Genomic DNA, 25,228 nt, shown 5'->3' on the forward strand with positions numbered 1-25,228 from the left:
TGCTGCGAACAGGTGGATGTCCGATACGACCGGTGTCACGAATCCATCCCTCCCGGTGCCGTTCGCGCCCACTACTTTGCTGAGGCTTACCAAAGCGAAGACTAGACCCGAAAACGCGTACGGCATAGGGCATATCGGCTCATTCGGCCGGCCTGGCACCCCAAATCACGCCCGGCCAGGACTTTTGCGCACCGTGATTTGATGTCGTCTGTCTGTGCGGTGGGCGGATTGTCGGAATCAGCCTGGACGGGTCGGGCCCGCGACGGGAATCGCCTGGGTCATCATGGGTGGATGGTCTCTACTCTCGACACCGCGCGCCGTGACAACGTGATCCTGGTGCACTGGCACGATCTCGGTCGCCATCTGCGGTGTTACGGCGCCGATGGCGTCGAGAGTCCCGTCCTCGACGACCTCGCGGCCGCCGGCATCCGGTTCGCCGACGCACACGCCACGGCGCCGCTGTGCTCACCGGCCCGCGGTTCCCTGTTCACCGGGCGCTATCCGCACGGCAACGGGCTCGTCGGCCTGGCCCACCACGGGTTCGAGTATTTCCCGGACGTGCAGACCCTGCCGGCTCTCCTCGCGCGTGCCGGCTACAGCTCCGCACTCTTCGGGATGCAGCACGAGAGTGCGGACCCCGGCCGGCTCGGTTTCGACTCGGTGGACGTGTCCGACTCGCGCTGCGACTACGTGGTGGACCGGTCTCAGGACTGGTTGCGACGACATGCGCACGACGATCGGCCGTTCTTCCTGACGGCGGGCTTCTTCGAAACGCATCGGCCCTACCCGGTCGACGAGTACAAGCCGGCGGACACCAGCACGATCGCGGTGCCCGGGTTCCTGCCGGACACCGACGACGTGCGCGACGATCTGGCGGGTCTGCACGGCTCGATCACGAAGGCCGACTCGGCCGTGGGCCGGCTCCTCGACACCGTCGCCGAACTCGGTCTCGACGACTCCACCTGGATCGTGTTCGTCACCGATCACGGTCTGGCGTTCCCACGGGCGAAATCGACGCTGTACGCAGAGGGCACCGGGATCGCATTGATCATGCGCCCGCCGTCGCGGCTGGGGATCACGCCGACGGTCTACGACGATCTGTTCTCGGGGGTCGATCTCACGCCGACGCTGCTCGACCTGGTGGGCGTCGACATCCCGGACACGGTCGACGGTGACTCGCACGCCCCTGCGCTGGTGGGAACCGAATCCACGGCCGTTCGCACCGAGGTGTTCACCGAGAAGACCTACCACGATGCCTTCGATCCGATCCGGGCCGTGCGCACCAAGGACTTCAGCTACATCGAGAACTACGCGGCGCGGCCGGCGTTGTTGCTCCCGCTCGACATCGCCGACAGTTTGTCGGCGCGGTCGCTGGATCGGCAAGAGGTGCAACAGGATCGGTCGCGGGTCGAGCTCTACGACCTGCGTTCCGATCCGCATGAGCGCAACAACCTCGCCGACGACCCGTCGTATGCGCATGTCCGGGACGAGCTCGCGCGGGCGTTGGCCGACTGGCGCGAGCGCACCCATGACGACTTGCCCGATGAAGCGGCCGGCACGGCGACGGCGGAGGCCTTCATGGACGCATTCCACGCCAAGGCGGCGCAGGTCGAGGCCGAGGAGGAGGCATTGCCGTCCCGGCGTCCGCTGGGTGCCCGTCGCGAGTTGGCCGGGGACCTCACGTCGGGCGAGCGCTGAGGGGCGTCGGCGCGAAAGCGTCATCTCGGACACGCGATCTCACGCCACCCACAGCGCGGTCTCGGTGTCAATGGTTTCGACCCGGCTGCGCGTAAAAGGCCAGCTTGCGGTGCTTTTTCCGCTCGCTAGACTCGTCTTTCATGTCAGCGAAGTCCTCGTCGGGACCGGCAAATTATCTGGTGTGTGCCAGCCAGCGCAGCGGCAGCACGCTGCTGGTGGAGTCGCTCGCCGCGACCGGCGTCGCGGGTCGTCCGGAGGAGTTCTTCCAGTACTTCTCGGATTCCTCGGCGGCTCCGCAGCCGCGTGAATGGTTCGCCGGTGTCAGCGATCCCACCATCCTCGAGCTCCTGGAGCCACTCGATCCCGGGGTGGTGGACACCCGCGATTCGGCCACCTGGCGCTCGGATGTGCGGGCGGCGGGTCGCACGCCGAACGGGGTGTGGGGCGGCAAGCTCATGTGGAACCAGACGCCGCTGCTGATCTCGCGCAGCCGGGTCGCGTCGGGTTCGTTGCGCGGCGCCGTCCGCTGGCTGTTCGACGGAGCCGATCCGCTCTACGTGCACGTCCATCGAGAAGATGTTGTGCCGCAAGCGGTGTCGATGTGGCGCGCGGTGCAGACCCGCGTGTGGCGGCACGACGGCTCGGACACCGACGAGCACGACGAGGCGGTGTATCACGCCGGCGGTATCGCCCATCTCGCCGGCATCTTGAGCGACCAGGAACGACAGTGGCGCAATTGGTTCGCCGCCGAGGGGATCGAACCGCTCGAGATCGGGTTCCGGGGCCTGGTCACCGATCCCACGAAGGCGACCGCACTGGTGCTGGAGAAGATCGGGCAGGACCCGGAGCTGGCGCCGCCGCCACCGCTGAAGCCACAGTCCAATTCGCGGTCCAAGGAGTGGGCCCGACGCTATCGAGAAGACGCCGAACGAAACGGATACCCACTGTGACCGCTGTAGACGAGACCTCGCTCGACCGGGCGACCGGCGACCGGGCCGGCCCGGGGACGCCGACGACTTCGACCATGTGACCGCCATCCGGGTGTTGGAGGCCGAGGCGGTGCACATCATCCGCGAGGTGGTGGCGGAACTGGAGCGGCCGGTGCTGCTGTTCTCCGGCGGCAAGGACTCCATCGTCCTGCTCCGGTTGGCCGAGAAGGCATTTCGGCCCGCGCCCCTGCCCTTCCCGATCATGCACGTCGACACCGGCCACAATTTCGACGAGGTGATCGAATTCCGTGACCGACGGGTCGCGCCGACCGCCGAGAATCCCGAGGGCATCGAACTCATCGTGGCCTCGGTCCAGGAGTCCATCGACTCCGGACGAGTCGCCGAGTCCACCGACCCGTCGGGTTCGCGGAACCGCCTGCAGACCCGCACCCTGCTCGATGCGCTGGAGGAGGGCGGATTCGACGCCGCGTTCGGCGGCGCCCGCCGCGACGAGGAGCGTGCCCGCGCCAAGAAGCGCATCTTCAGCTTCCGCGACGAGTTCGGGCAATGGGATCCCCGCGCCCAGCGACCCGAACCGTGGTCGCTGTACAACGGGCGGATCCGTCGTGGGGAGTCGGTGCGTGTGTTCCCGCTCTCGAACTGGACCGAGACCGACATCTGGCGCTACATCGAGCTCGAGGGCCTCGAGCTGCCCTCCATCTATTTCGCCGCCGAGCGGGAGGTCTTCGACCGGGACGGCATCCTGCTCTCGGTCTCGGAGTACTCACGGCCCCGCGACGGTGAGGAGGTACGGACCGAGTGGGTGCGCTACCGCACCGTCGGTGACCTGACCATCACCGGGGCGGTTCGCTCGCGGGCCACCACGATCGCCGAGATCATCGCCGAGATCAGCGAATCCACCGTCTCCGAACGCGGGGAGACCCGCGCCGACGACCGCACGTCCAGCGCCGCCATGGAAGACCGCAAGCGCGAAGGATACTTCTGATGACTCTCACCTCGCCACAGCCGGTCGTCCCCGCCGGTGACGAAACAAGCACGTCCGCAAGGCAATTCCTGCGGATCGCGACCGCGGGCAGTGTCGACGACGGCAAGTCCACGCTCATCGGCCGGATTCTGCACGACACCGGCAGTCTGCCGACCGATCATCTCGCCGCGGTCACCGACGGCGACGGTGATGTCGACCTGGCCGCCCTCTCCGACGGCTTGCGCGCCGAACGCGAACAGGGCATCACGATCGATGTCGCCTATCGCTTCTTCTCCACGCCCACACGGAGTTACGTCCTCGCCGACACCCCCGGACACGAGCGGTACACCCGCAACATGTTCACCGGGGCGTCGAACGCGCACGTGGCGATCCTGCTCGTCGACGCCCGGCACGGCCTGCTGCGGCAGACCCGACGCCACGCCCGGATCGCAACTCTCGTGGGCGTGCCGCACGTGATCGCGGCGGTCAACAAGATCGACCTCGTCGATTACTCCGAGCACCGTTTCGACGAGATCCGGGCCGACCTCGCCGAACTCGCGGTGCAACTCGGGATCGGGGAGATCCCGGCGATCCCGGTGGCCGCCAAGCACGGGGACAACGTCGTGCACCGCTCGTCGAACACCCCGTGGTACTCCGGGACAACGCTGTTGGAGTACCTCGAGGACGTCGAGCTCCACGCGCCCGCGCCGGTGACCGAGGAACTGCGCCTTCCGATCCAGTGGGTGTCGCGTCCCAGCGAGTCGAACCGGCGTACCTACACCGGCCGGCTCGCTTCCGGAACACTGCGCGTCGGTGACGAGATCGTCGTGCTGCCGTCGGGAAGCCGGTCGACCGTCACGGCGCTCGATACCCTCGATCCCACGAGAGACGTTGCGGTGGCGCCTCTCTCGGTGGGAATCCAGGTCGCCGACGACATCGACATCGGTCGCGGCGACGTCATCGTGAGCGGTGCGGACGGAGCGCATGTACCGGTCCTGGCCCGCGAGATCGATGCGCACGTGTGCTGGTTGTCGAACTCGCCGCTGCGGGCCGGTGACCGCGTCGCCCTCAAGCACGGCCCGTCGACGGTCCGCGCCACCGTCCAGTCCCTCGAGCGGCGCCTCGACCCGGACACCCTCATCGAGCACGTCGCTCCCGGTGAGCTCGTGCTCAACGACATCGGCACCGTCACGCTGCGGACGTCGTCGGTGGTGCCGGCCGACCCCTATGCGAGCAACCGCGACACCGGCGCGTTCATCCTCATCGACGAGGCCTCGAACGACACGGTCGGCGCGGGGACGATCCTCGAGCCGCGCGAGGTCGTCCCGGGTAAGGCGACGCGCAACGACATCAAATGGCATCCGAGTTCGCTGGCGCGTGCGGAACGGTGGGCGCACACCCAGCAGCGCGGAGCGACGGTGTGGCTCACCGGTCTACCGGCGTCGGGCAAGTCCACCGTCGCCGTCGCGCTCGAGCGGGCCGTCGTCAGCCGCGGGCGCGTCGCCTACCTCCTCGACGGCGACAACATCCGGCACGGGATCTCCGACGACCTCGGCTTCTCCGCCGGTGACCGCGCGGAGAACATCCGCCGTGTCGGCCACGTGGCCCGACTCTTCGCCGACGCCGGGGTCATCGCGATCGCGTCGATGGTCTCGCCGCTGCGTTCCGACCGGGAGATCGCGCGTGAACTGCACCGCGCCGCCGACCTCGACTTCATCGAGGTCCACGTCTCCACGCCGGTCACCGAATGCGAACGCCGTGACCCCAAGGGCCTCTACGAACGCGCGCGTCGCGGCGAACTCCGCGGGCTGACCGGCATCGATGCGCCCTACGAGAGTTCGGAGAGCCCCGATCTGCGATTCGACACCACCGGCGCGGACATCGACCGGCTGGCGTCGCTCATCCTCGGTGCGCTGATGGATCGCGGCATCATGGCGGGGTGAGTTGCTGTCATCCCCCGGGACCCGCGCACGGCGGCCCGGGTGCGCCGTTCCCGCCGGCCGAGCACGCCGGTGGCGGTCCCGGAGTGCACCCGATCGAGACGGTGGACATCCCGGCCGGGGGCTTCGCCATGGGGGACGCGTTCGACGAGGGGTACCGCACCGACGGTGAGCGACCGGTGCACGAGGTCGAGCTCGGTGCGTACTCGATCGACGCGACGACGGTGACCAACGCCGCGTTCGCCACGTTCGTCGCGGCGACCGGACACCAGACCGATGCCGAGCGATTCGGCGGTTCCGCGGTGTTCCACACCTACGCCACCGCGCCGGGCGAACCCGTGCCGGGAACACCGTGGTGGCTCGCGGTCGAAGGTGCGTCGTGGCGCCACCCGGCGGGTCCCGGCAGCCGGGTCGACGATCTGGCCGACCACCCCGTCGTCCACGTCAGCCACCGCGACGCGCAGGCCTATTGCGCCTGGGCCGGACGTGTCCTGCCCACCGAAGCGCAGTGGGAGAACGCGGCGCGGGGTGGGTTGCGCGGGGCCCGATACCCCTGGGGGAATGAACCACCCACCGCAGAAGCGCCCCGCTGCAACATCTTTCGCGGCGAGTTCCCGGATGCGCCGACCGCCCGGGTCGGCACCGTGCCCGTGCGGGACTTCGAGCCCAACGGCTTCGGCCTGTACCAGTGCGCCGGCAACGTCTGGGAGTGGTGCGCCGACACGTTCAGCGCCCGGTACTACCGCGTGTCCGACCGCAGCAACCCGCTGGGGCCGGGCCGGGGAAGCGCTCGCGTCCTGAGGGGCGGCAGCCATCTCTGCCACGACTCGTACTGTCATCGCTACCGGGTCGCCGCGCGATCGCACAACACGCCGGAGTCGACGGCGAGCAACATCGGGTTCCGGACCGTCGGTCCCGCGGCCGGCTGACTTCCATCCGGCCGACAACCCGTCCTGCACGTCCCGGGACACAGGGCCCGCTCGCTGCGCTCCCGGCGCCCGGGACACAGGGCCCGCTCGCTGCGCTCCCGGCGCCCGGGAACCGAACTCCGCCGTGGTCAGTTGGATCAGCAGACTGTGTGTCGATTTCCGGGAGACCCGATCGGCTGTGCGATCGTGGTTCCCCTCGGGCGGTGTCCGCCCGAAAGTCGTCGGACCGGAGAGGGGAGTAGGGCAGGAATGCGTGTGGAGGGCCGGGATGCGGTGCGTCGGGAGTCGAGGCGGCCGAACCCGTGGAGGAACGGCCTCATGGCCTCGGCCGTGGCGGTCGCGTCGTCGGTGCTGCTGGCCGGCTGCATCGACCTGCCGTCGCTGACCAGGCCGGACATCCCGGAGGGCATCCCGCCGGGGGCAGGCGTGCCCCAGCCCTACATCGACATCAACGCACCCGGGCGTACCGCGGACAGGATGCACGACTGGGCCGTGCCCATCGCGGAGTCCACCGGTATCCCGGTCGTCTCGCTCCAGGCCTACGGCAACGCCGCCGAGATCCAGCGCCAGCAACACCCCGAGTGCGGACTGAACTGGACCACGCTGGCGGGGATCGCCGGCGTCGAGAGCAAACACGGCCACTACCGCGGCTCCGACGTGGCCGACAACGGCGACGTCAACCCGCCCATCCGGGGCGTCAAACTCGACGGCACCCGCGGCAACATGGAGATCCTCGACACCGACGGCGGCGCACTCGACGGCGACGCCACCCACGATCGAGCGATGGGGCCGTTCCAGTTCATCCCGGAGACGTGGAAGCGCTACGGCGTCGACGCCAACGGTGACGGCGTCCCCGACCCCGACAACATCGACGACGCCGCCCTCTCGGCGGCCCGCTATCTGTGTGTCTCCGCCGGCAACGACATGACGACGCCGGAAGGGTGGGAGAAGGCAGTCCGGACCTACAACAACTCGATGGCCTACGTCCTCGACGTGCGCGATCACGCCAACGCCTACTCGATCAACGTCCGCTTCTGAACCCTGCCGGGAAGGGCTTCAGCGCTTGCGTCGACCTTGTCACGTGCGGCTTCGGCGCAGCCACTAGGCTCTTGCCTATCGGCCGGCACCAGAACCGGCCGTCGTCGGCGTAGGCGGCCCCGTCGGAGGACACATCTCCTGGGATCACGCCGACGAACTCGTCCACCGAGATTGGGGTGCAACCGTGGCAATCATCGAGCAGGTAGGTGCGCGTGAGATTCTCGATTCGCGGGGCAACCCGACGGTCGAGGTCGAGGTCGTCCTGGATGACGGCACCTTCACCCGGGCCGCCGTGCCGTCCGGGGCGTCGACCGGCGAACACGAGGCCGTCGAACTGCGCGACGGTGGCGACCGGTACCTGGGCAAGGGCGTCACCAAGGCCGTCGAGGGTGTCCTCGGGGAACTGGCCCCGGCCGTGATCGGGATCGAGGCCGAGGAACAGCGCCTCGTCGACCAGGCACTGCTCGACTGCGACGGCACCCCCGACAAGAGCCGTATCGGCGCCAACGCGCTGCTCGGTGTCTCGCTCGCGGTCGCCAAGGGCGCGGCCGAATCGGCCGGGCTGCCGCTGTTCCGTTACATCGGCGGACCCAACGCCCACATCCTGCCGGTGCCGATGATGAACATCATCAACGGTGGCGAGCACGCCGACAACGGCATCGACTTCCAGGAATTCATGATCGCCCCGGTCGGCGCGCGACCTTCAAGGAGGCGCTGCGGTGCGGTGCCGAGGTCTACCACGCCCTCAAGGGCGTCCTGAGCAAGCAGGGCATGAGCACCGCACTCGGCGACGAGGGTGGCTTCGCCCCCGACCTGCCCAACACCGAGGCGGCCATCGCGGTCATCGGTGAGGCGGTCGGCAAGGCCGGCTACAACTTCGGCCGCGACGTCGTCATCGCGCTCGACGCCGCAGCGACCGAGTTCTTCTCGAACGGTGCCTACAAGCTCGAGGGCAAGGAACTCGGCGCCGACGAGATGGTGTCGTTCTACGAGAAGCTCATCAGCGACTTCCCGATCGTCTCGATCGAGGACGGTCTGTCCGAGGACGACTGGGACGGCTGGGCCAAGCTGACCGAGTCGATCGGCGATCGGGTGCAGCTCGTCGGTGACGACCTGTTCGTCACCAACCCCGAGCGTCTCGAGGAGGGGATCTCCAAGGGCATCGCCAACGCACTGCTCGTGAAGGTGAACCAGATCGGCACCCTGACCGAGACCCTCGACGCCGTCGCACTCGCGCACAACAACGGCTACAAGACGATGATGAGTCACCGGTCCGGTGAGACCGAGGACACCACCATCGCCGACCTCGCCGTCGCCTGCAGCTGTGGACAGATCAAGACCGGCGCCCCGGCCCGCTCCGAGCGCGTCGCCAAGTACAACCAGCTGCTGCGGATCGAGGAAGGACTCGGCGACGCGGCACGGTACGCGGGCGACCTCGCCTTCCCGCGTTTCTCGTTTGGTTCGTGATTAGCTGTCTGCATGGCTTCGCAGCGACGTCACCGCGGTGACGGGCGTCAGCGTGGGCGCGATCGTCGGGTAGACGCGCGCTCACGCGAACGCGCCCGTCGCACGCGGCGGCACGCTCGTCCTGCGTCGTCGACGGTGCCCGAGGAAGCGGTCGAGGCGGCGGGGCACGAGCTTCCCGCCGATCTCGACGCACCGGTCGCCGACGACACCTCGGATTCCGGGGTCCGTCGGGTGGCGCCGGAGCGCGTGCCTCGAACCCGCCGACGTCCGGTCCGCGCCGGCATCGGCGCCCGCCTGCGTGGTGTCGAGATGACCCCGGCCGGCCTTGCGACGCTCGTCATCACCGTCGTGGTGGTGTGCGTGGTGGCACTGACCCTCGCGATGCCGCTGCGGACGTACTTCAGTCAGCGTTCGGAATTCCGTCAGCTGACCGCGTCGAACGAGCAGCTGCAACGCGAGGTCGCGGACTATCAGCAGAAGGTCAACGAGCAGAACGATCCCGCCTACATCGAGGCCCAGGCGCGGACGCGTCTGCAGTTCGTCAAACCAGGAGAGATCCCGCTCGTGATGTTGTTCCCCGCCGACGAGGCACGGCGCGAGGCCGCCGAACGTGCCGAAGAGCGCGCTCGCGCACCGTGGTACGGAAATCTCTGGGACACCCTGTCGACCCCTCCCGGCGTGCAGTGAGTTCCTCCTCCGGCCACGGTGTCTCCGCGGAGGATCTCGCCACGGTGGCCGCCCAGCTCGGACGCGAACCGCGCGGGGTCCTCGAGATCAGCTACCGCACACCTGACGGGAAGCCCGCGGTCGTCAAGACCGCGCCCCGGCTGCCCGACGGCACACCGTTCCCGACGTTGTACTACCTGACCGATCCGCGTCTGACCGCCGAGGCGAGCCGCCAGGAGTCGGCCGGTGTCATGAAGGGCATGACCGCGCGCCTGCACGACGACGCCGAACTCGCCGCGGCGTACCGCCGTGCGCACGAGGACTATCTCGCCGAACGCGACGCGATCGAACCCCTCGGCACCGATTTCACCGGTGGCGGTATGCCGGACCGGGTGAAGTGCCTGCACGTCCTGATCGCGCACTCCCTCGCCAAGGGTCCGGGACTCAATCCGCTCGGTGACGAGGCGGTGGCGCTCGCGGCCGCGAACGGGTTGCGCGGCACCGCGATTCCGGAGGACTGGCCCGAGCCGTCGGACGCGGGGACCGACGAGTGACCGTCGTCGGAGCCGTGGACTGCGGCACCAACTCGATGCGCCTGCTCGTGGCGAAGCCGGGCCCGGACGGGCGCCTCGTCGATCTCCATCGTGAGATGCGTGTGGTCCGACTGGGTTACGGCGTCGACGCGACCGGGATGTTCGCCGCGGAATCGATCGAGCGGACGCGCGTCGCCCTCAGCGACTATGTCGACACGATGGAAGCGCTCGGCGTCGAGAGAGTGCGGATGGTCGCCACCTCCGCGACCCGTGACGCGTCGAATCGCGACGAGTTCTTCGCCATGACCGCCGATCTGCTCGGGTGCGTGTCCACCGGCGCGATCGCCGAGGTCATCACCGGCGACGAGGAGGCGCGGCTGTCGTTCCGCGGGCAGTCGGCGAATTGGATGCGGCGGATGGGCCGTTCGTGGTCACCGACCTCGGCGGCGGTTCGACGGAAGTCGTCCTGGGCGATGCGGACGGTGTGACCGCGGCGTACTCGGCCGACATCGGGTGTGTTCGGCTGACCGAGCGTGCCCTGCCGTCCGACCCGCCCACGCCGACGGAGCTGGCCGCGGCGACCGAGTTCGCGCGCGAACGTCTCGCCGAGGCGTTCGCCGCGGTGCCGGTTCAGTCCGCTCGCACCTGGGTGGGCGTCGCCGGCACGATGACGACGCTCGCCGCGCTCGGTGCCGGCCTCCCCGAGTACGACTCGGACGCGATCCATCTGTCGACGATCTCGCTGCCCGAACTCGACCGGGTCTGCCGGAACCTGATCGGTATGACACGCGCCGACCGCGCGGCGCTCGGACCGATGCACCCCGGGCGCGTCGACGTCATCGGCGGCGGATCACTGATCACCCTCGAGCTCGCGAGAGTGCTGTCGGAAAGTGCCGGTATCGACGAACTCGTCGTGAGCGAACACGACATCCTCGACGGGATCGCGTTGGGAATACTCGACTGAGCAGTGCTCGATCCAGTTACCATGCGTCGCATGGCATACAACCTGCGTTGCCCCTGCGGTGAGTCCATCACGGCCCTCGAAGCCGACTTCGTGCCGTCGGTCCAGGCCCACCTCGCCGCCGAACATCCCGGCCGCGACTACAGCGAGACCGAGATCATGATGATGGCCATGACCGTTCCCGACCGTTCGGTGAAGTCCGACGGCTGAGCGGCGTCGGATCAGACGGCAGCCGGATCGCGCAGCGAGATGTTGTTGCACGCCTCGCAGACCGACTCGGGGATGACACCGCGGCGCTGCAGGAATCCGAAGATCGTGCAGCCCAGGCAGAAGCCGAAGACGGCCTCGAGCGTAGCGGCGGCGATCAGCACGCCCGTGGCGAGTTGGGCGGCGAGCCCGTAGCCGAGCAGGCTGAGCACGAAGGCGGTCCCGCTGACGACGAGACCGATGGTCTGGGCGAACCGCTTGGGCGGCCCCGGGACCAGCTTCTCCTTGCGGATGATCTTCGGCACGAGGAAGCGCACCGAGAGTTGCCCGAAAGGCGACAGGGTCGGTCCCGATGCCACACGCATCGCGAACCCCAGGGCGAGGATGCCGTAGAGCACGGGCGTGTTCACCGACACCGCGATGATCGCGAGGACGACGACCAACCCGGCGGTACTGCGCGCGGCATAGTCGTTGACCGGGTTCGGGAACGTGAGGACAGAGCGCACCGACATCGGGCAACAACCTCCGGAGAGCGGGGACAATCGCCGACCAAGGTACGTGCGACGGCCCCATCGGGCAACGATTGCGCCCAGGGTGAATCGATCGGTGCCGGTCAGGACCCTGCGGTCGGGTCCATTCGCGGCTCGGACGCGGCGATGTCCCGCGGGTCGTCGACGTCCGGTTCGTCCTTGTCGGTCTCGCCGCCGTCGGAGGCGAGTTCAGCCTCGCGGGAGACCTCGCCCTCTTGGTCGATACCGGTCTGCTCACCGACGTCGATGCGGTCTGGCAGTTCGTCCATGTCCACTCCGGTCACCTCTCTGGCCTGTTCGGATTCGGCGTACGGGGCCGAGGTGTCCACCTCGGACGACGCGTCCGCGAACTCGGCATCGATGATGCCGCTCGCGTCGTATCGCGGGTGGGCGTCGGCTTTGGCCTTGCGGGCGGCCTCGCGCATCTCGAACCCGTCGGTCACGATCTCACCGATCTCGCGGGTCACGCCCGCGACGGCTCCGGTGATGATGGTTGCTATCCGGCCGACATGGGTGGCCGTGGACTCGATCAATTCCTGGAACAGATCCTTGTTGCGTTCGATGCTGTCGACCATCGCTTCGGGAATCCCCCTGCAGTTGGTTGCGGCTGGAGCCTGATCGGTGTGCCCAGAGCCTACCCCCGGGGCACACCGATCAAACCGGCGTCAGGCGACCGAGGCGGGCTTCTCGCGCTCGACGATGACGGTGAGATCGTTGTCGTCGCGCGTCATCCAATTGGGCAACGACAGCTTCGCGATCTTCTTCCAGGTCGACGCGAGCTGGTGGCTCAGCGAGCCGGTGTTGTACGGCAGTCCGTAGCGTTCGCAGATCTCCTGGACCTCCGCGGACATCTCGGGGTAGCGACTGGCCGGGATGTCGGGGAAGAGGTGGTGCTCGATCTGGTGCGAGAGGTTGCCGCTCATCACATGGAACAACGGGCTGCCGGTGATGTTGGCCGAACCGAGCATCTGCCGCAGGTACCACTGGCCCCGCGTCTCGTTCTGGCATTCCTCGGACGTGAATGTCTGTGCACCGCTGGGGAAGTGGCCACAGAAGATGATCGAGTAGGTCCACACGTTGCGCACCAGGTTGGCGGTCGCGTTACCGATGAGGGTCGGGACGAAGAGCGGGCCCGTGAGCGCGGGGAAGACGACGTAGTCCTTGAGGACCTGACGACCGGCCTTGCGCCACATGCCTTTCACCAGGCCCTTGATGTCACTCCACTTGCGCTTGCCGGCGATGACGTTCTCGGCTTCGAGGTCGTGCAGCATGACGCCCCACTCGAAGAGCAGCATGAGTGCGGTCGCGTAGCCGAGGTTGCCCAGGTAGTAGGGGTTCCACTTCTGATCGCGGTCCATTCGCAGGATGCCGTAACCGATGTCGCGGTCCTCACCCAGGATGTTGGTGAAGGTGTGGTGCAGGTAGTTGTGGCTGTGCTTCCACTGATCGGCCGGACAGACGGTGTCCCACTCGAACTCGCGGGAGTTGTAGGTGTCCTCGCGCATCCAGTCGTACTGACCGTGCATGACGTTGTGGCCGATCTCCATGTTGTCGAGGATCTTCGACACCGAGAGGGCGCCCACCGCGGCGATCCACGCGGGCGGGAAGAACCCGAGGTACATGAGTGCGCGTCCGCCGATCTCGAAGCCGCGCTGGGCGCGGATCACCGAGTAGAGGTAGTCGCGGTCCTTCTGGCCCAGGTCGGCGACGATCCGGGCCCGCAGGGCGTCGAGGTCTCGCCCGAGCGCCTCGACCTGCTCGTAGGACATGACGACGGTGTTGGGATCGTCCGCGACCTTCTGGTCGGCGCCGACGCGGTGCAGCGCGGGCAGGTTGTCGTCGATGGTGGTCTCGACGTCACGGCTGATGTCGATGGTCATGGCATTGCCTCCTTCTCGGAGAGGAGATGTGGCTGGGAAGGGTGGATCTGGGGGATCAGCTCGTGGACATCAGATGTCGATGTCGACCGAGCCGACCGGCGCGCTGATGCACAGCTGGATCTGGGTGTCGGACTCGTCGTCGATCTCGCCGGTCAGGACGTTGCGGGTGCACCCCGACTTCTTCGTCGCGACGCAGGAGAAGCAGATCCCCATCCGGCACCCGGATTCGGGCGTGAGCCCGGCCGCTTCGGCCTGGTCCAGGATCGGACGGCCGTCGTTGGTTGCCGACGTCCCCGACGAGGAGAACGTGACCTCGCCCTCGACGGAGTCCGGGTCGACGGCCGGGATGACCGGCGCGAAGGCCTCGCTGTGCAACGGCTGGGTGATGGCGAGCTCGGCATGGACCCGTGCGACCTCGTCCATGAGGGCGGCGGGGCCGCAGACGAACACGTCGGCGTCGGACAACCCCGGGATTCCCTCGAGGTGGTCGGCGCTGAAGTGTCCGTCGTCGCGCGTGTGGTACACGCGCAGGTCGAACCGGGGATGGCTGTCCGCGAGCTCACGCAGCTCGTCGCGGTAGGCGACGTCGGCCGGGGTGCGCGCATAGTGCACGAACGTGATCGGTCCCGCGTACTGTCGGGCGACGAGTGTTCGCGCCATTGAGAGTACAGGTGTAATCCCGCTGCCGCCGCTGACGAAGACCGCCGACGTCGGGTCGGTGTCGGGAAGCACGAACTCGCCGTCGGCGGCGGACAGCCCGACGACGTCCCCGGCGCGGGCGTGCTCACGAAGGTGGGTGGACACGAAACCGTCGTCGTGTGCGGTGATGGTCAGCTCGATCTCGCCGTCCGGGCCCGCGGCGGCGTTGGCCGGCGAGAAGCAGCGGGTGTGCCGAACGCCGTCGATGACGACCTTGAGCTGCACGAACTGGCCGGCCTCGTGGCCTCGCCACTGACGGGTCGGACGAATGGTGAGGCGGACGGTGCGCGCCGTGGGACGCTCGACACGGGTGATCTCGCCGCGCAGATCGCGCCAGGTGATCATCGGATCGAGCAACTCGAGGTAGCGGTCGACCGGATGCGGCGACAGCGCTGCCTCCACGATCGAACCGACCAGACGGCTCCACCGGCCGGGCTCGGCGCCGGTGTCGGCGCGGGTCTGGTCCTGGGGTGTGCGGATGCTCATGGGCTGGGCTCCGTTCGGTCTGTTTCGGTGTACAGGTGTACACCGGCAAGTGTGACACAGCGCGATGGTCGATCGTCAAGTGTTCGCTGATGTGACTGCCGTCACGACACCGCCTGTGCCTCTCCGCCGCGTCGGCCGACCCGACGCATAGACTCGGATGCGTGACACGCACGCGAGAGCCGAGCCGGCGCGATGCGCAGACCCGTGCGGACCGCAAGAACCAGACGCGACAGGCGTTGCTGGACACCACGCGGTCACTGGTCGGCGAGCGCAGTTTCGGCAGCATCAGCCTCCGTGAGGTCGCCCGTGGCGCCGGGATCGTGCCGACCGCCTTCTATCGCCACTTCGCATCGATGGAGGATCTCGGGGTCACCGTCGTCGAGGACTCGATGCGCGTCCTGCGACGGGCGCTGCGTGAGGGACGACGCGACCTGGCGGCGCGTGACGCCCTGCCCACCGCACAGAACTCGCTGGCCATCCTGCTGCGGCACGTCCGCGAGAACGAGTCGCAATTCCGGTTCCTGGTGCGCGAGCAGCGGGGCGGCATCGCCGAGATCCGTCGTGCGATCGACACCGAACTCCGGTTGTTCTCCAAGGAACTCGCGATCGATCTCGCCCGGATGCCGGACCTGGCACGGTGGCAATCAGACGACCTCGAACTGGCAGCGGAGCTGATCGTCATCATCATGCTCACCGCGGTGGCCGATCTGCTCGACGGTGAGTATCGCGGACGTTCCGCCGAGCAGGAGATCGTCGAGCGCACCGAGCGGCAACTCGTGATGGTCTTCCTCGGCATGGGTCAATGGCGTCCATCGACCGACTGAGCTGCGGGAATCGGACGCCCTGGTAGTCGCCGACCTACAGGTTGTCCGCGCTCTCGGTGAGTCCCGACCCGCCGGGCGGGAGTAGCGGGCGAGGTGGCAGCGGGGAGGAGTAGACCACATTGGTGGTGACGCTGCCGAGGGTTCCGACCATGCCGCTGACCCGTTCCAGGTGCTTCATGTCGGTGGCGACGACCTTCATGATGAAACAGTCGTCGCCGGTGACGTGATGCGCCTCGATGACTTCGGGTAGCTCCGCGAGCAGGGTGTGCAACGGCTCGTACCTGCTGCTGGGATACCGCAGCCGTAGGAAGGCCAGGATCGCGAACCCGAGCCGCTCGGGGTCGACGCTGGCGCTGTAGCCGCTGATCACCCCGGATTCTTCGAGGCGGGCTTCGAGACCGATGCGTCCGACGTGCACGCCGATCAGGAACGCGGTGTGAACTTCGTCTTGATCGACTCACGAGGTAAGGCGGCGTGGGGGCAGGGGCGCATCGTCGGAGCCGTGCACATGCCGACGGCACAGATCGCCGCGCGCGCTGTCGACGAGATAGCAACGAGCACACCGGTTGTGACGTACTGCTGGGGGCCCGGATGCAATGGTTCGACGCGGGCCGCGCTGGAGTTCGCCAAGCTGGGTTACCGGGTCAAGGAGATGATCGGCGGTTACGAGTACTGGGCGCGCGAGGGCTACCCCGTCGAGAATGATCACAGCAGGATCATCCGGTCCAAAGACCCGCTCACCGTGCCACTGGACTCGGTGGTCTGTGACTGCTGAAACAGTCGTGTCCGCCGACGCCTAGCGGCCGGGCCCCGCGGTTGTCGATTTGCCCTCAGGGCGATTTCAACTGTGGTCCGTCGACGCGATGGTGCCGGACACTGGGCCGAGGCACCGCGCCGGCCCACTCGCCTCGAGGCGGGAGTCGAGGCGGTGTCGTGCTCGTCACGTGCCGACCCGACCGAAAGGTGCCCTCGCGGTGTCTCTGCATTTCCACTGGTTCCTGCCCACCTACGGCGACTCGCGCAATCTGATCGCGGGCGGCCACGGCAGCCAGATGACAGGGGACCGGCCGCCGATCTGCGGTACCTCAAACAGCTCGCCGGCGCCGCCGAGGCCAACGGCTTCGAAGCCGTCCTGACCCCGGCAGGTCTCTGGTGCGAGGACGCCTGGCTGACCACCGCCGCTCTGATCGACGCCACCGAAAGCCTCAAATTCCTGGTGGCGTTCCGCCCCGGGCTCATCTCGCCGACGCTGGCCGCCCAGATGGCCGCCACGTTCCAGTGGCATTCGCAGGGCCGCCTTCTGGTCAACGTCGTCACCGGTGGCGAGTCGAGTGAACAGCGCGCCTTCGGCGACTTCCTGGCGAAGAACGCGCGGTACGAGCGTTGCGACGAGTACCTGGAGATCATCCGCCGGCTCTGGACCGAGGAAGCGCCCGTCGACGTGGTGGGGAAGTACCTGCGCGTCGAGGGTGCGCAGCTCGGACGTCGTCCCGATCCGACGCCGGAGATCTTCTTCGGCGGATCGTCGCCGGCCGCCGGTGACGTCGCCGCCAAGCACGCCGACACCTACCTCACCTGGGGCGAGCGTCCGGACGCGGTGGCCGAGAAGATCGCGTGGGTCAACGGTCTCGCGGCCGCGCAGGGCCGGGAACTCTCGCACGGCATCCGTTTTCACGTGATCGCCCGCGAGACGTCGGAGCAGGCCTGGGCCGAGGCGGCCCGTCTGCTCGGTGCGCTCGATCCGGCCCAGGTCGCGACTGCGCAGCAGAACCTGGCGCGCTCGGAGTCCGAGGGCCAGCGACGTATGTCCGAACTCCACGGTCGTGGAGCCGGTTTCGCCGACCACAACGATCCGCACTCGCTGGAGATCCACCCCGGCGTGTGGGCCGGGGTCGGGCTCGTCCGTGGTGGTGCGGGTACGGCGCTGGTCGGCTCCTACGACGAAGTGGCCGCACTCATCGCCGAGTACGCCGCGCTCGGACTCGACCACTTCATCCTGTCGGGCTATCCGCATCTCGAAGAGGCGTACCACTTCGGAGACGGGGTCCGGCCCGCTCTCGCCCGGCTCGGACTGCTCGACCCGGCGTCGGCCGGCCCGTCCGAAGCCGTGCGCACCGCGTTCCTGCCGCGCCTGCAGGCCGCATCATCCTGATCGACAACACTTTTCACCTTCACCACGTCCCTTCTCGCCTTGTAACCGACACCTCGCGGAGGTAGCCATGTCCACCGAGTCCATCGCGGACCAGATCAAGTTCGCCTACTGGGTGCCCAACGTCAGCGGTGGCCTGGTCACCAGCACCATCGAGCAACGCACCGGTTGGGACTACGACTACAACGTCAAACTCGCGCAGACCGCCGAGAACAACGGTTTCGAGTACGCGCTGTCGCAGGTGCGGTACGAGGCAAGCTACGGAGCCGAATACCAGCACGAATCCACCAGTTTCAGCCTCGCGCTCCTGCTCGCCACGCAGCGGCTGAAGGTGATCGCGGCGGTGCACCCGGGGCTCTGGCATCCGGCCGTCCTGGCGAAGCTCGGCGCCACCGCCGACCACCTGTCCAAGGGTCGCTTCGCGATCAACGTCGTCAGCGGCTGGTTCAAGGACGAGTTCACCCACCTCGGCGAGCCGTGGCTCGAGCACGACGAGCGGTACCGGCGCAGCGGAGAGTTCCTCGAGGTGATCCGCAAGATCTGGACCGAGGACGAGGTCGATTACCGCGGCGACTTCTACCGCATCCACGACTTCACGCTGAAGCCCAAGCCGCTCAACACCGTCGAGCGTCCGAACCCCGAGCTGTTCCAGGGCGGGAACTCCTCGGCCGCCCGCAACAACGGCGGACGCTACGCGGACTGGTACTTCTCCAACGGCAAGGACTTCGACGGCGTGACCGAGCAGCTCGACGACCTCCGCGCCGTCGCACGTGCCCACGAGCGCGAGGTGAAATTCGGGCTCAACGGCTTCATCATCGCGCGGGACACCGAGAAAGAGGCCCGCGACACTCTGCGCGAGATCGTCGAGAAGGCGAATCGCCCTGCGGTGGAGGGCTTCCGGGACGCCGTCCAGCAGGCCGGGAACTCGACAGGCGACAAGAAGGGCATGTGGGCCGACTCGTCGTTCGAGGACCTCGTCCAGTACAACGACGGCTTCCGGACCCAGCTGATCGGCACCCCGGAGCAGGTGGCCGAACGCATCGTCGCCTACAAGCGTCTGGGCGTCGACCTGATCCTCGGCGGCTTCCTGCACTTCCAGGAGGAGATCGAGTACTTCGGTGAGAAGGTGCTGCCTCTGGTGCGCGAGATCGAGGGCGCCCAGAGCGACACCGCCCCGACGCCTGCGGGAGTGGCGTGACCGCAGTGAGCCAGGCGCGGGTCCGGTCCGCCGTGCGGATCGGGTCCGAGGCCGAGGCGCTGTCGATGGCGCGCGAACTGGCCGCCGAATTCGCGGTCGGGGCGGCCGAGCGCGACCGCGAACGTCGGTTGCCCCATGCCGAGATCGACCGTCTGTCGCAGTCGGGGCTGCTGGCACTCACCGTCCCGGCTCGGTTCGGTGGTCTCGACCTGCGTCCCAGTGCGCTCGCCGAGGTGGTGTACATCCTGGCCGCCGCGGACGCGAGCATCGCGCAGATTCCGCACAGCCACTTCGTCTACCTCAACCTCGTCCGCCTGTCCGCGGGAGAAGTGTTGCAGGAGCGCATCTTCGCCGACGTCCTCGCCGGCGGACGGGTGGCCAACGCGCAGTCCGAGCGGGGCGGCAAGACCATCGCCGACATCTCGACACGGTTGAGTCCGGTGGCCGATCGAGCATCGACGCTATTCGTCCTCGACGGTGAGAAGTTCTATTGCACCGGTTCGTTGTTCGCGGACACCCTCGCCGTCCTCGCGCGGTTGGACGTCGCCGTCGGCGACGTCGCGCCCGGGGAGTACGTGGCGTTCGTCCCGGCCGATGCCGACGGCGTGGAGATCGTCGACGACTGGGATGCGGTGGGACAGCGCACGACCGGCTCTGGGACCGTCCGGTTCAGCGGGGTCGGCGTGGGTCTCGCGGATCTGGTGGCGCGCGCACCGGCAACATCTGCGCCCACCGGTTACGGCGCCTTCGCCCAGCTGCTCCATGTGGCGATCGACGTCGGTATCGCCCGCGGTGCGCTGCGCGCGGCGTCGGAGTTCGTGCGTGCGAAGTCGCGACCGTGGTTCGAGGCGAATGTCGAACGAGCAGTGGATGATCCGCTGTTGGTGCAGCGCTTCGGCGAGTTGGAGGTCGAGGTCGCGACCGCCGAGGCGACCCTCGCCGCGGCCGGTCGAAGAGTCGACGCGGCAGTGGGAGGTACCCCGGAATCGCCCTCGCGCGAGTTGGTCGCGGAGGCCTCGATCGCAGTCGCGACGGCGAAGGTGGTGGCCGACCGGGTGGCCCCCTCGGTGGCGTCGGCCCTGTTCGAGGTGAGCGGGACCCGCAGTGCCGCCGGTGGCGGGGGTCTGGATCGCTTCTGGCGCGACGCCCGGACGCACACGCTGCACGACCCCGTGCGATGGAAGTACCAGAACATCGGGCGCTGGGTTCTGCGCGGCGAGGAGCCGCCCCTGCACGGCGTGATCTGACCGCGGGGGCGTCCGGCGTCGGCGTCAGAGGTAGCGGCCGACGAGCGGCACGGCCTTCTTCGGGGTCTTCGCGTTGAAACCGTCGCCGATCGCACGCAGTTTCCACTCGCCGCCGTCGCGGGAGATGACCGCCATCGCGACCGCGGTGAACGGCATCCCGCCCTTGAGGGTGTAACGGGCCAGCTCGGCGGAGGTCGTCGCGTCGACGAGCCGGCAGTAGGCGTTCTCGATCTTCTCGAACGTGTGGCCCCGGTACGACGTGACGATGAACATCAACGCGTCGATCTGGGGTGGGACCGACTGCAGCGCAACGCGGATGACCTCGTCGTCGCCCTCGCCTTCACCGGTGAGGTTGTCGCCGGAGTGCAGGATCGAACGGTTCTTGCTGTTGAGGTGACCGTAGTAGACGGTCTCGACGCATTTCCCGCCCGAGAACATGAGCACCGAGGCGTCGAGGTCGATCGAGCCCCCGCGCCCGAATCCGCCGCGCACCGGATCCCACCCGAGTCCCATCTGGATGTCGGTGAGTGCCACGCCACCCTCCTTGCGGAGGGTGACCTTTTGGCCTTTCGCCAAGCTCACCGGGGCGCCCTTGCGCAGACTGACCTCGGCGGGCTGCGCCGGGGGTGCGGGAGCAGGCGGTGCGGGTGCCGGGGGCGCGGGAGTGGGCGGCGCCGCCGCCGGGGGCGTGGGTGCCGGGGGAGTCGGCGCCGACGGCCGCGAGTAGCTGATCGGCGTGGGCGGGGCGGGTATCGGTTGCGGCTCGTCGTCGACGCTCACCCCGTGGTCGCGGACCAGATCGGCGAAACCGCCGGCGTATCCCTGACCGACGGCACGTACCTTCCACTCGCCGTTGCGCCGGTACACCTCGAGGGCGATGACCACCGACTCGCTGGTGAGGCCGGTGACGGTGAAGTCGTACAGCGGCCGGCCCGCTTCGTCGGTGACGTGAGCGACCGGCGGTGCGAAACGGCCGAAGGTCGACGACGCGTCGTCGAGCGTGATGACCGCGCGGACCGCGTCGATGTCGGCAGGTACTCGAGCGGTCGAGATGTGCAGTCGCGCAGAACCTGGGGCGGCCTGTTCCAGCCGGACGCCGGGCCCGGTCGGCTGGTTGTAGAAGACGAAGTCGTCGTCGGTACGCACCACCCCCCGGTCGGTGACCAGCAGGGCCGACAGGTCGGCGGCGGTCGCGAGGTCCACCGAGACGATGACATCGGGGGTCGGCAACGGGCCGTTCTGGCCTTTGGTCAGAGCAGACATCTCCGGGCGTTTCCTCATTTCAGTCGGGCCGAATACGCACAGCGTAGTCATGTGAGGCGGCGACCCGCGTCTGAAGACCACCCGACCGAGAGGGGGCGACGACAATACGATGTTGGCTCTTTCGTGGAGGGTGGTTTTCAGCGCCAGGTTGGTCAGTGGGTGTGACCCCGGTCCCAGCAAGGTTCCGATTGGGTATACAGCCTGGTCCCTGGTGCGCGACCGCCCTAGTCTCATGTGTCTGAAGTGACTCAGGAGACAGATGTGAATGTTGTGACCAGGATCGGCGTGGTGTTCTGCGCGGTGGCGATGTCGATGGTGATCGGCGCGGGCTCGGCGACGGCGATACCGCTCCCCGTGCTGCCGCCGCTGCCGGAGCCCTTCGCCACGTGGTTCAAGCCCCCGGAACCGCTCGACAAGAAGCTCGCGAAGAGCTATGCCGCACTGACGAAGTCGATGCGGAAGTCCCTGCCCGGCCAGCTCGGGATCGCGATCGTGCCCGTCGGCGGGGACGAGGTCATCTCCCTCGGGTCGCTCAAATCGGGACGTGCATGGTCGACGATGAAGGTCCCGGTGTCGCTCGCCGCGCAGCGCGAGCGCGGTCCCGCGGTCGCCGCGATGGAGGACAAGGCGATCACGTTCTCCGACAACGATGCAGCCGGCGAATTGTGGGGGGTGCTCGGCGGCGGGCACGCGTCCGTCGACGCTGTCAGTGCGGTCCTCCGTGAGGGCCACGACGTCCGGACGCACGTGTCCTCCGAGGTCGACAATCCGCCGTCGTACCCCGGTCACACCGCGTGGGCGCTACGCGACCAGGCGATCTTCGGCGCTCACCTGCCGTGTCTGCCCGACAGCGAACACCTCATCCGGCTGATGAGCGCCGTCGCCCCGAATCAGCAGTGGGGTATCGCGAAGGTGGGGCGCAGTCAGGGAGCGGTGACCGCGGTCAAGGGTGGCTGGGGTCCGGCGACGTCGAAGTCGTCGGCGCATCTGGTGCGGCAACTGGGCATCATCACCACGACCAGCGGCCAGGTCGCGGTGTCGATGGCGGCGATCCCGCGGAGTGGATCGTTCACCGACGGGACCAAGATGCTGACCCGGCTCGGCAATTGGCTCGGAAAGAACCTGGCCGACCTCCCCAAGGGTCGATGCTGATCGCGGGCCGTGACCTCAGGCCGCGGCGTGCGCGGCCGGTGTACGTCCCGCGCCCGCCGGGGTCGTGAGCGCGGCGGCGATCGCCGTCGTGAGCGGAACCGACAGGGCGATCGCGATTCCGCCGACGAACGAGCGGGCCAACTCCACTGCCACGACGTCGGTGGTGAGCAGTCCGCCCAACGGCTGCTGGGCCACCGAGAACAGCAGCATCAGCGGCAGCGCACTGCCCGCGTAGGCGAAGACGAGGGTGTACACCGTGCTCGCGATGTGGTCGCGGCCCACGCGCATCGCGGCGCGGAAGGTCGCGAGCCGTGACGGTTCGCCGGCCGCGGCCAGTTCGAAGGCCGCCGAGGCCTGTGTGATCGTGACGTCGTTCAGAACACCGAGGGTGCCGATGATGAACCCGGCGAGCAGGAGACCGCTGACCGAGATGTTGCCCTGATACACCTGCAGATTGGTGGTCTGATCGCCCGAGAGCCCCGTGAGGTTCATGGTCCGGATGGCGAGCCAGCTCAGGAATCCCGCGAGCAGCAGGGAGGTCAGCGTCCCGAGCAGAGCCGAACTGGTCCGGAGACTGACACCGTGCGCGAGGTAGAGGACCACGAACAGGATCACCGCCGACGACACGACCGCCACCGCGACAGGGGACGACCCGTCGAGGATGGCCGGCAGCGTGAACACGGTGAGTACCCCGAAGGCGATCGCCAGCCCGATGATCGAGCGGAACCCGCGCCACGCCGCCACCAGCACGATCGCGGCGATGAACAGCACGGCCCAGAAGATGATCGCCGGCCCGCGCTGGAAGTCGAAGAAGCTGTACCGGTTGCTGCCGTCGGGGCCGGGGCCGGGGACGGTCGCGAGCCGGATGCCGTCACCGACGTTCAACGTCGGCTGGCCGGCCTGGGGCTCGTCGAGCGTGCCGGCGGCGGGGGCCACGGTGTCGGGCCCGGATCCGGCCTGTGCCCGGTTGGTGGGGATCTCCAGGACGGTGTACTGGCCGGCCACGTCGCCGGAGGTGAACCGGACCGCGTTGAGGATGCACGGCCCACCCGGCACCGGATTCACCGGTATGTCGGCGGTCTCGAGCACTGATCCCGCCACCGAGTTGAGGCAATTCGCATGGAACTGGTCCACGATCTCGCCGTCGACCGTGGTGATCGGCCCGCCGTCGGCGGACCGGAACTGGGTGGGGATCGGGTGTTCGGAATCCGACGGCCACAGGACGACCATGCCGACCGCGACCGCGACCGCGGTCACCGCGAGCGTGCCGATGACGAACCACCGGGCGATCGGCGACAGCGTGTGGCTGATGTCGGACAGCGAGTGCGCATGACCGTGCCCGTGATGTGTGCGGCTCACGCGGTGAGCCTATGCGCACCGCACCCGGGTCGCGATGGGCGACCCGGGTGCGGTGATGGGGTGTGCAGCAGTGCCGACGCTGGTCACAGGGGCAGCAGGATGCCCTTGACCCGCGGATCGGTCCGCAGGAATTCCTGCACGGCAGGGTCTTTGAACGCGGCGACCAGGTTCTTGATGTTCTCGGTGTCCTTCCACTGCGTTCCGATGGTCAGCTGCCCGGCGAACTCGTCGGGAGCGGGCGGAGCGTAGATCTGCTTGGCGATGTCGATGTTCGCGGCGAGGTAGTACTCGGTGTAGCCCACGGTGGCGTCGAGGTCGGCGAGCGAGCGCGACTGGGCGGCGAAGTCGAGCAGGACGAACTGCAGGTTCCGCGGATTCGTGGCGATGTCCTTCTGGGTCGCCTTCCACTTGTCCACGCCTGGTTTCAGCGTGATGAGTCCGGCGCGTTCGAGCAGCCAGAGTCCCTGGGCCTCGTTCGCGGGATCGGAGTAGAGGGAGACGCGGGCGTTCTGCGGCAGGTCGGCGACGTCGCGGTACTTGTCCGACCAGATGCCGAATCCCCAGCGGAACACCGGCGTCGCGGCTTCCTCCTGGAAGTCCGGGTTCGCCTCGAGGACCTGCGACAGCCACAGCTTGTGCTGATAGACGGTGCCCGCGACCTCCCCGTCGCTGACCGCACGGTTCAGCGTCGTGGAGTCGGACAGGCCCTTGAATGCGACCTTGATGTCATACCGGGGTGCGACCTCGTCGGCGATGAACTCGACCAGTGCCTGCTCGGAGGCGTTGCCCTCGGCGGTGACGACGGTCAGTGTCGCACCGGCGGTCTCGTTGGGCGACGTCGAGTCGGACCCGAGGAAGCGCCAGCCGACGACGGCGGCGATCACGGCGACCACGACCAGCGCGCCGACGATCAGCGGCCAGCGGCGACGTGTCGAGATCTCGATTCCGGAACTGCCGGGCGGAGAGGGAGTCTCGCCGGATTTCGATGAGGTGCCGGTGGTGGAACCGGTGTCCTGTGTCATGGGGTGCCTTTCGGGTGTGGCTGGGTGATGCGGTGACGAGCGCTCCGCCGCTCAGGGAGCAGAGCC

Annotated in this window: 22 protein-coding genes and 3 pseudogenes; 17 read left to right on the forward strand and 8 right to left on the reverse strand. The window is 68.1% G+C overall.

What is annotated here, in order from left to right; translation table 11 throughout:
• Positions 1 to 291: 291 nt before the first annotated feature.
• The 11 genes and pseudogenes from QAD21_RS07430 (at position 292) to QAD21_RS07480 (ending at position 11,356) form a co-directional block, all read left to right on the forward strand.
• Complete coding sequence (locus QAD21_RS07430) at positions 292 to 1,698, forward strand: sulfatase (RefSeq protein ID WP_280361059.1); 1,407 nt, start codon at positions 292 to 294, stop codon at positions 1,696 to 1,698.
• Between the two features lie 140 nt (positions 1,699 to 1,838).
• Positions 1,839 to 2,648, forward strand: coding sequence for a Stf0 family sulfotransferase (locus QAD21_RS07435; protein WP_280361061.1), 810 nt, complete (start codon positions 1,839 to 1,841; stop codon positions 2,646 to 2,648).
• A gap of 76 nt (positions 2,649 to 2,724) precedes the next feature.
• A complete protein-coding gene (gene cysD / locus QAD21_RS07440; RefSeq protein ID WP_280361063.1) occupies positions 2,725 to 3,633 on the forward strand; it encodes a sulfate adenylyltransferase subunit CysD in 909 nt (302 codons plus the stop codon).
• Complete coding sequence (gene cysC, locus QAD21_RS07445; protein WP_280361065.1) at positions 3,633 to 5,555, forward strand: adenylyl-sulfate kinase; 1,923 nt, start codon at positions 3,633 to 3,635, stop codon at positions 5,553 to 5,555. Before cysD ends, cysC begins: the two co-directional genes overlap by 1 nt.
• 101 nt (positions 5,556 to 5,656) lie before the next feature.
• Positions 5,657 to 6,481: a formylglycine-generating enzyme family protein gene (locus QAD21_RS07450; protein ID WP_083229358.1), complete on the forward strand. Its 825-nt coding sequence runs from the start codon at positions 5,657 to 5,659 to the stop codon at positions 6,479 to 6,481.
• Between the two features lie 318 nt (positions 6,482 to 6,799).
• Positions 6,800 to 7,519: a lytic murein transglycosylase gene (locus QAD21_RS07455; RefSeq protein ID WP_171011689.1), complete on the forward strand. Its 720-nt coding sequence runs from the start codon at positions 6,800 to 6,802 to the stop codon at positions 7,517 to 7,519.
• A 184-nt stretch (positions 7,520 to 7,703) separates the two neighbouring features.
• Positions 7,704 to 8,986 (forward strand): annotated as a pseudogene (gene eno / locus QAD21_RS07460) (phosphopyruvate hydratase).
• A gap of 12 nt (positions 8,987 to 8,998) precedes the next feature.
• Entirely contained in the window at positions 8,999 to 9,673 is a 675-nt protein-coding gene (locus QAD21_RS07465) for a septum formation initiator family protein (RefSeq protein ID WP_280361067.1), read from the forward strand.
• Entirely contained in the window at positions 9,670 to 10,206 is a 537-nt protein-coding gene (locus tag QAD21_RS07470) for a DUF501 domain-containing protein (protein WP_137810720.1), read from the forward strand. The genes QAD21_RS07465 and QAD21_RS07470 overlap by 4 nt, the downstream gene beginning before the upstream one ends.
• Positions 10,203 to 11,149, forward strand: a pseudogene (locus QAD21_RS07475) (Ppx/GppA phosphatase family protein). Before QAD21_RS07470 ends, QAD21_RS07475 begins: the two are co-directional and overlap by 4 nt.
• 30 nt (positions 11,150 to 11,179) lie before the next feature.
• A complete protein-coding gene (locus QAD21_RS07480) occupies positions 11,180 to 11,356 on the forward strand; it encodes a hypothetical protein (RefSeq protein ID WP_171011688.1) in 177 nt (58 codons plus the stop codon).
• Positions 11,357 to 11,367: 11 nt separating this feature from the next.
• On the opposite strand, the gene QAD21_RS07485 is transcribed toward QAD21_RS07480, so the two are convergent.
• The 4 genes from QAD21_RS07485 to QAD21_RS07500 all read right to left on the reverse strand — a co-directional run bounded on the left by QAD21_RS07485 (position 11,368) and on the right by QAD21_RS07500 (position 14,948).
• A complete protein-coding gene (locus QAD21_RS07485; protein WP_280361069.1) occupies positions 11,368 to 11,865 on the reverse strand; it encodes a DUF4395 domain-containing protein in 498 nt (165 codons plus the stop codon).
• 101 nt (positions 11,866 to 11,966) lie between these two features.
• Positions 11,967 to 12,458 (reverse strand): hypothetical protein, encoded by a 492-nt coding sequence (locus QAD21_RS07490; RefSeq protein ID WP_065631996.1) that lies wholly within the window; start codon positions 12,456 to 12,458, stop codon positions 11,967 to 11,969.
• A gap of 90 nt (positions 12,459 to 12,548) precedes the next feature.
• The gene (locus tag QAD21_RS07495) at positions 12,549 to 13,763 is read right to left on the reverse strand and encodes an acyl-CoA desaturase (RefSeq protein WP_280361071.1); all 1,215 of its coding nucleotides are present in this window, start codon (positions 13,761 to 13,763) and stop codon (positions 12,549 to 12,551) included.
• A 69-nt stretch (positions 13,764 to 13,832) separates the two neighbouring features.
• Positions 13,833 to 14,948, reverse strand: coding sequence for an FAD-binding oxidoreductase (locus tag QAD21_RS07500; protein WP_280361073.1), 1,116 nt, complete (start codon positions 14,946 to 14,948; stop codon positions 13,833 to 13,835).
• Between the two features lie 161 nt (positions 14,949 to 15,109).
• Between QAD21_RS07500 and QAD21_RS07505 the strand changes: the two genes are divergently transcribed.
• Entirely contained in the window at positions 15,110 to 15,772 is a 663-nt protein-coding gene (locus QAD21_RS07505; protein ID WP_065631999.1) for a TetR family transcriptional regulator, read from the forward strand.
• Between the two features lie 34 nt (positions 15,773 to 15,806).
• Here QAD21_RS07505 and QAD21_RS07510 read toward each other — a convergent pair whose 3' ends face one another.
• Positions 15,807 to 16,190: an Lrp/AsnC family transcriptional regulator gene (locus QAD21_RS07510; RefSeq protein WP_280361075.1), complete on the reverse strand. Its 384-nt coding sequence runs from the start codon at positions 16,188 to 16,190 to the stop codon at positions 15,807 to 15,809.
• On the opposite strand from QAD21_RS07510, the gene QAD21_RS07515 reads away from it, so the two are divergent.
• The 4 genes and pseudogenes from QAD21_RS07515 (at position 16,185) to QAD21_RS07530 (ending at position 20,366) form a co-directional block, all read left to right on the forward strand.
• Positions 16,185 to 16,547 carry a rhodanese-like domain-containing protein gene (locus QAD21_RS07515; protein WP_280361077.1) on the forward strand — a complete coding sequence of 121 codons (363 nt, stop codon included), beginning with the start codon at positions 16,185 to 16,187 and terminating at the stop codon, positions 16,545 to 16,547. The genes QAD21_RS07510 and QAD21_RS07515 overlap by 6 nt on opposite strands.
• A gap of 199 nt (positions 16,548 to 16,746) precedes the next feature.
• Positions 16,747 to 17,924 (forward strand): annotated as a pseudogene (locus QAD21_RS07520) (LLM class flavin-dependent oxidoreductase).
• Positions 17,925 to 17,991: 67 nt separating this feature from the next.
• Positions 17,992 to 19,119, forward strand: coding sequence for a dimethylsulfone monooxygenase SfnG (sfnG, locus tag QAD21_RS07525; protein WP_058250796.1), 1,128 nt, complete (start codon positions 17,992 to 17,994; stop codon positions 19,117 to 19,119).
• Positions 19,116 to 20,366: an SfnB family sulfur acquisition oxidoreductase gene (locus QAD21_RS07530; RefSeq protein ID WP_280361080.1), complete on the forward strand. Its 1,251-nt coding sequence runs from the start codon at positions 19,116 to 19,118 to the stop codon at positions 20,364 to 20,366. The genes sfnG and QAD21_RS07530 overlap by 4 nt, the downstream gene beginning before the upstream one ends.
• A 24-nt stretch (positions 20,367 to 20,390) precedes the next feature.
• Here QAD21_RS07530 and QAD21_RS07535 read toward each other — a convergent pair whose 3' ends face one another.
• On the reverse strand, positions 20,391 to 21,629 hold the full coding sequence (locus QAD21_RS07535) for a TerD family protein (RefSeq protein WP_280361082.1): 1,239 nt from the start codon (positions 21,627 to 21,629) through the stop codon (positions 20,391 to 20,393).
• 306 nt (positions 21,630 to 21,935) lie between these two features.
• On the opposite strand from QAD21_RS07535, the gene QAD21_RS07540 reads away from it, so the two are divergent.
• Positions 21,936 to 22,781: a hypothetical protein gene (locus tag QAD21_RS07540; protein ID WP_171011574.1), complete on the forward strand. Its 846-nt coding sequence runs from the start codon at positions 21,936 to 21,938 to the stop codon at positions 22,779 to 22,781.
• A 15-nt stretch (positions 22,782 to 22,796) separates the two neighbouring features.
• Here the strand turns inward: QAD21_RS07540 and QAD21_RS07545 are convergent, their stop codons facing one another.
• Both QAD21_RS07545 and QAD21_RS07550 read right to left on the reverse strand, forming a co-directional pair.
• Positions 22,797 to 24,140, reverse strand: coding sequence for a YibE/F family protein (locus QAD21_RS07545; RefSeq protein ID WP_280361084.1), 1,344 nt, complete (start codon positions 24,138 to 24,140; stop codon positions 22,797 to 22,799).
• 83 nt (positions 24,141 to 24,223) lie between these two features.
• Positions 24,224 to 25,162: a MetQ/NlpA family ABC transporter substrate-binding protein gene (locus QAD21_RS07550; RefSeq protein WP_058250790.1), complete on the reverse strand. Its 939-nt coding sequence runs from the start codon at positions 25,160 to 25,162 to the stop codon at positions 24,224 to 24,226.
• Between the last annotated feature and the right edge of the window lie 66 nt (positions 25,163 to 25,228).

This window comes from Gordonia sp. SMJS1, assembly GCF_029866425.1.
Classification (GTDB): domain Bacteria; phylum Actinomycetota; class Actinomycetes; order Mycobacteriales; family Mycobacteriaceae; genus Gordonia; species Gordonia hongkongensis.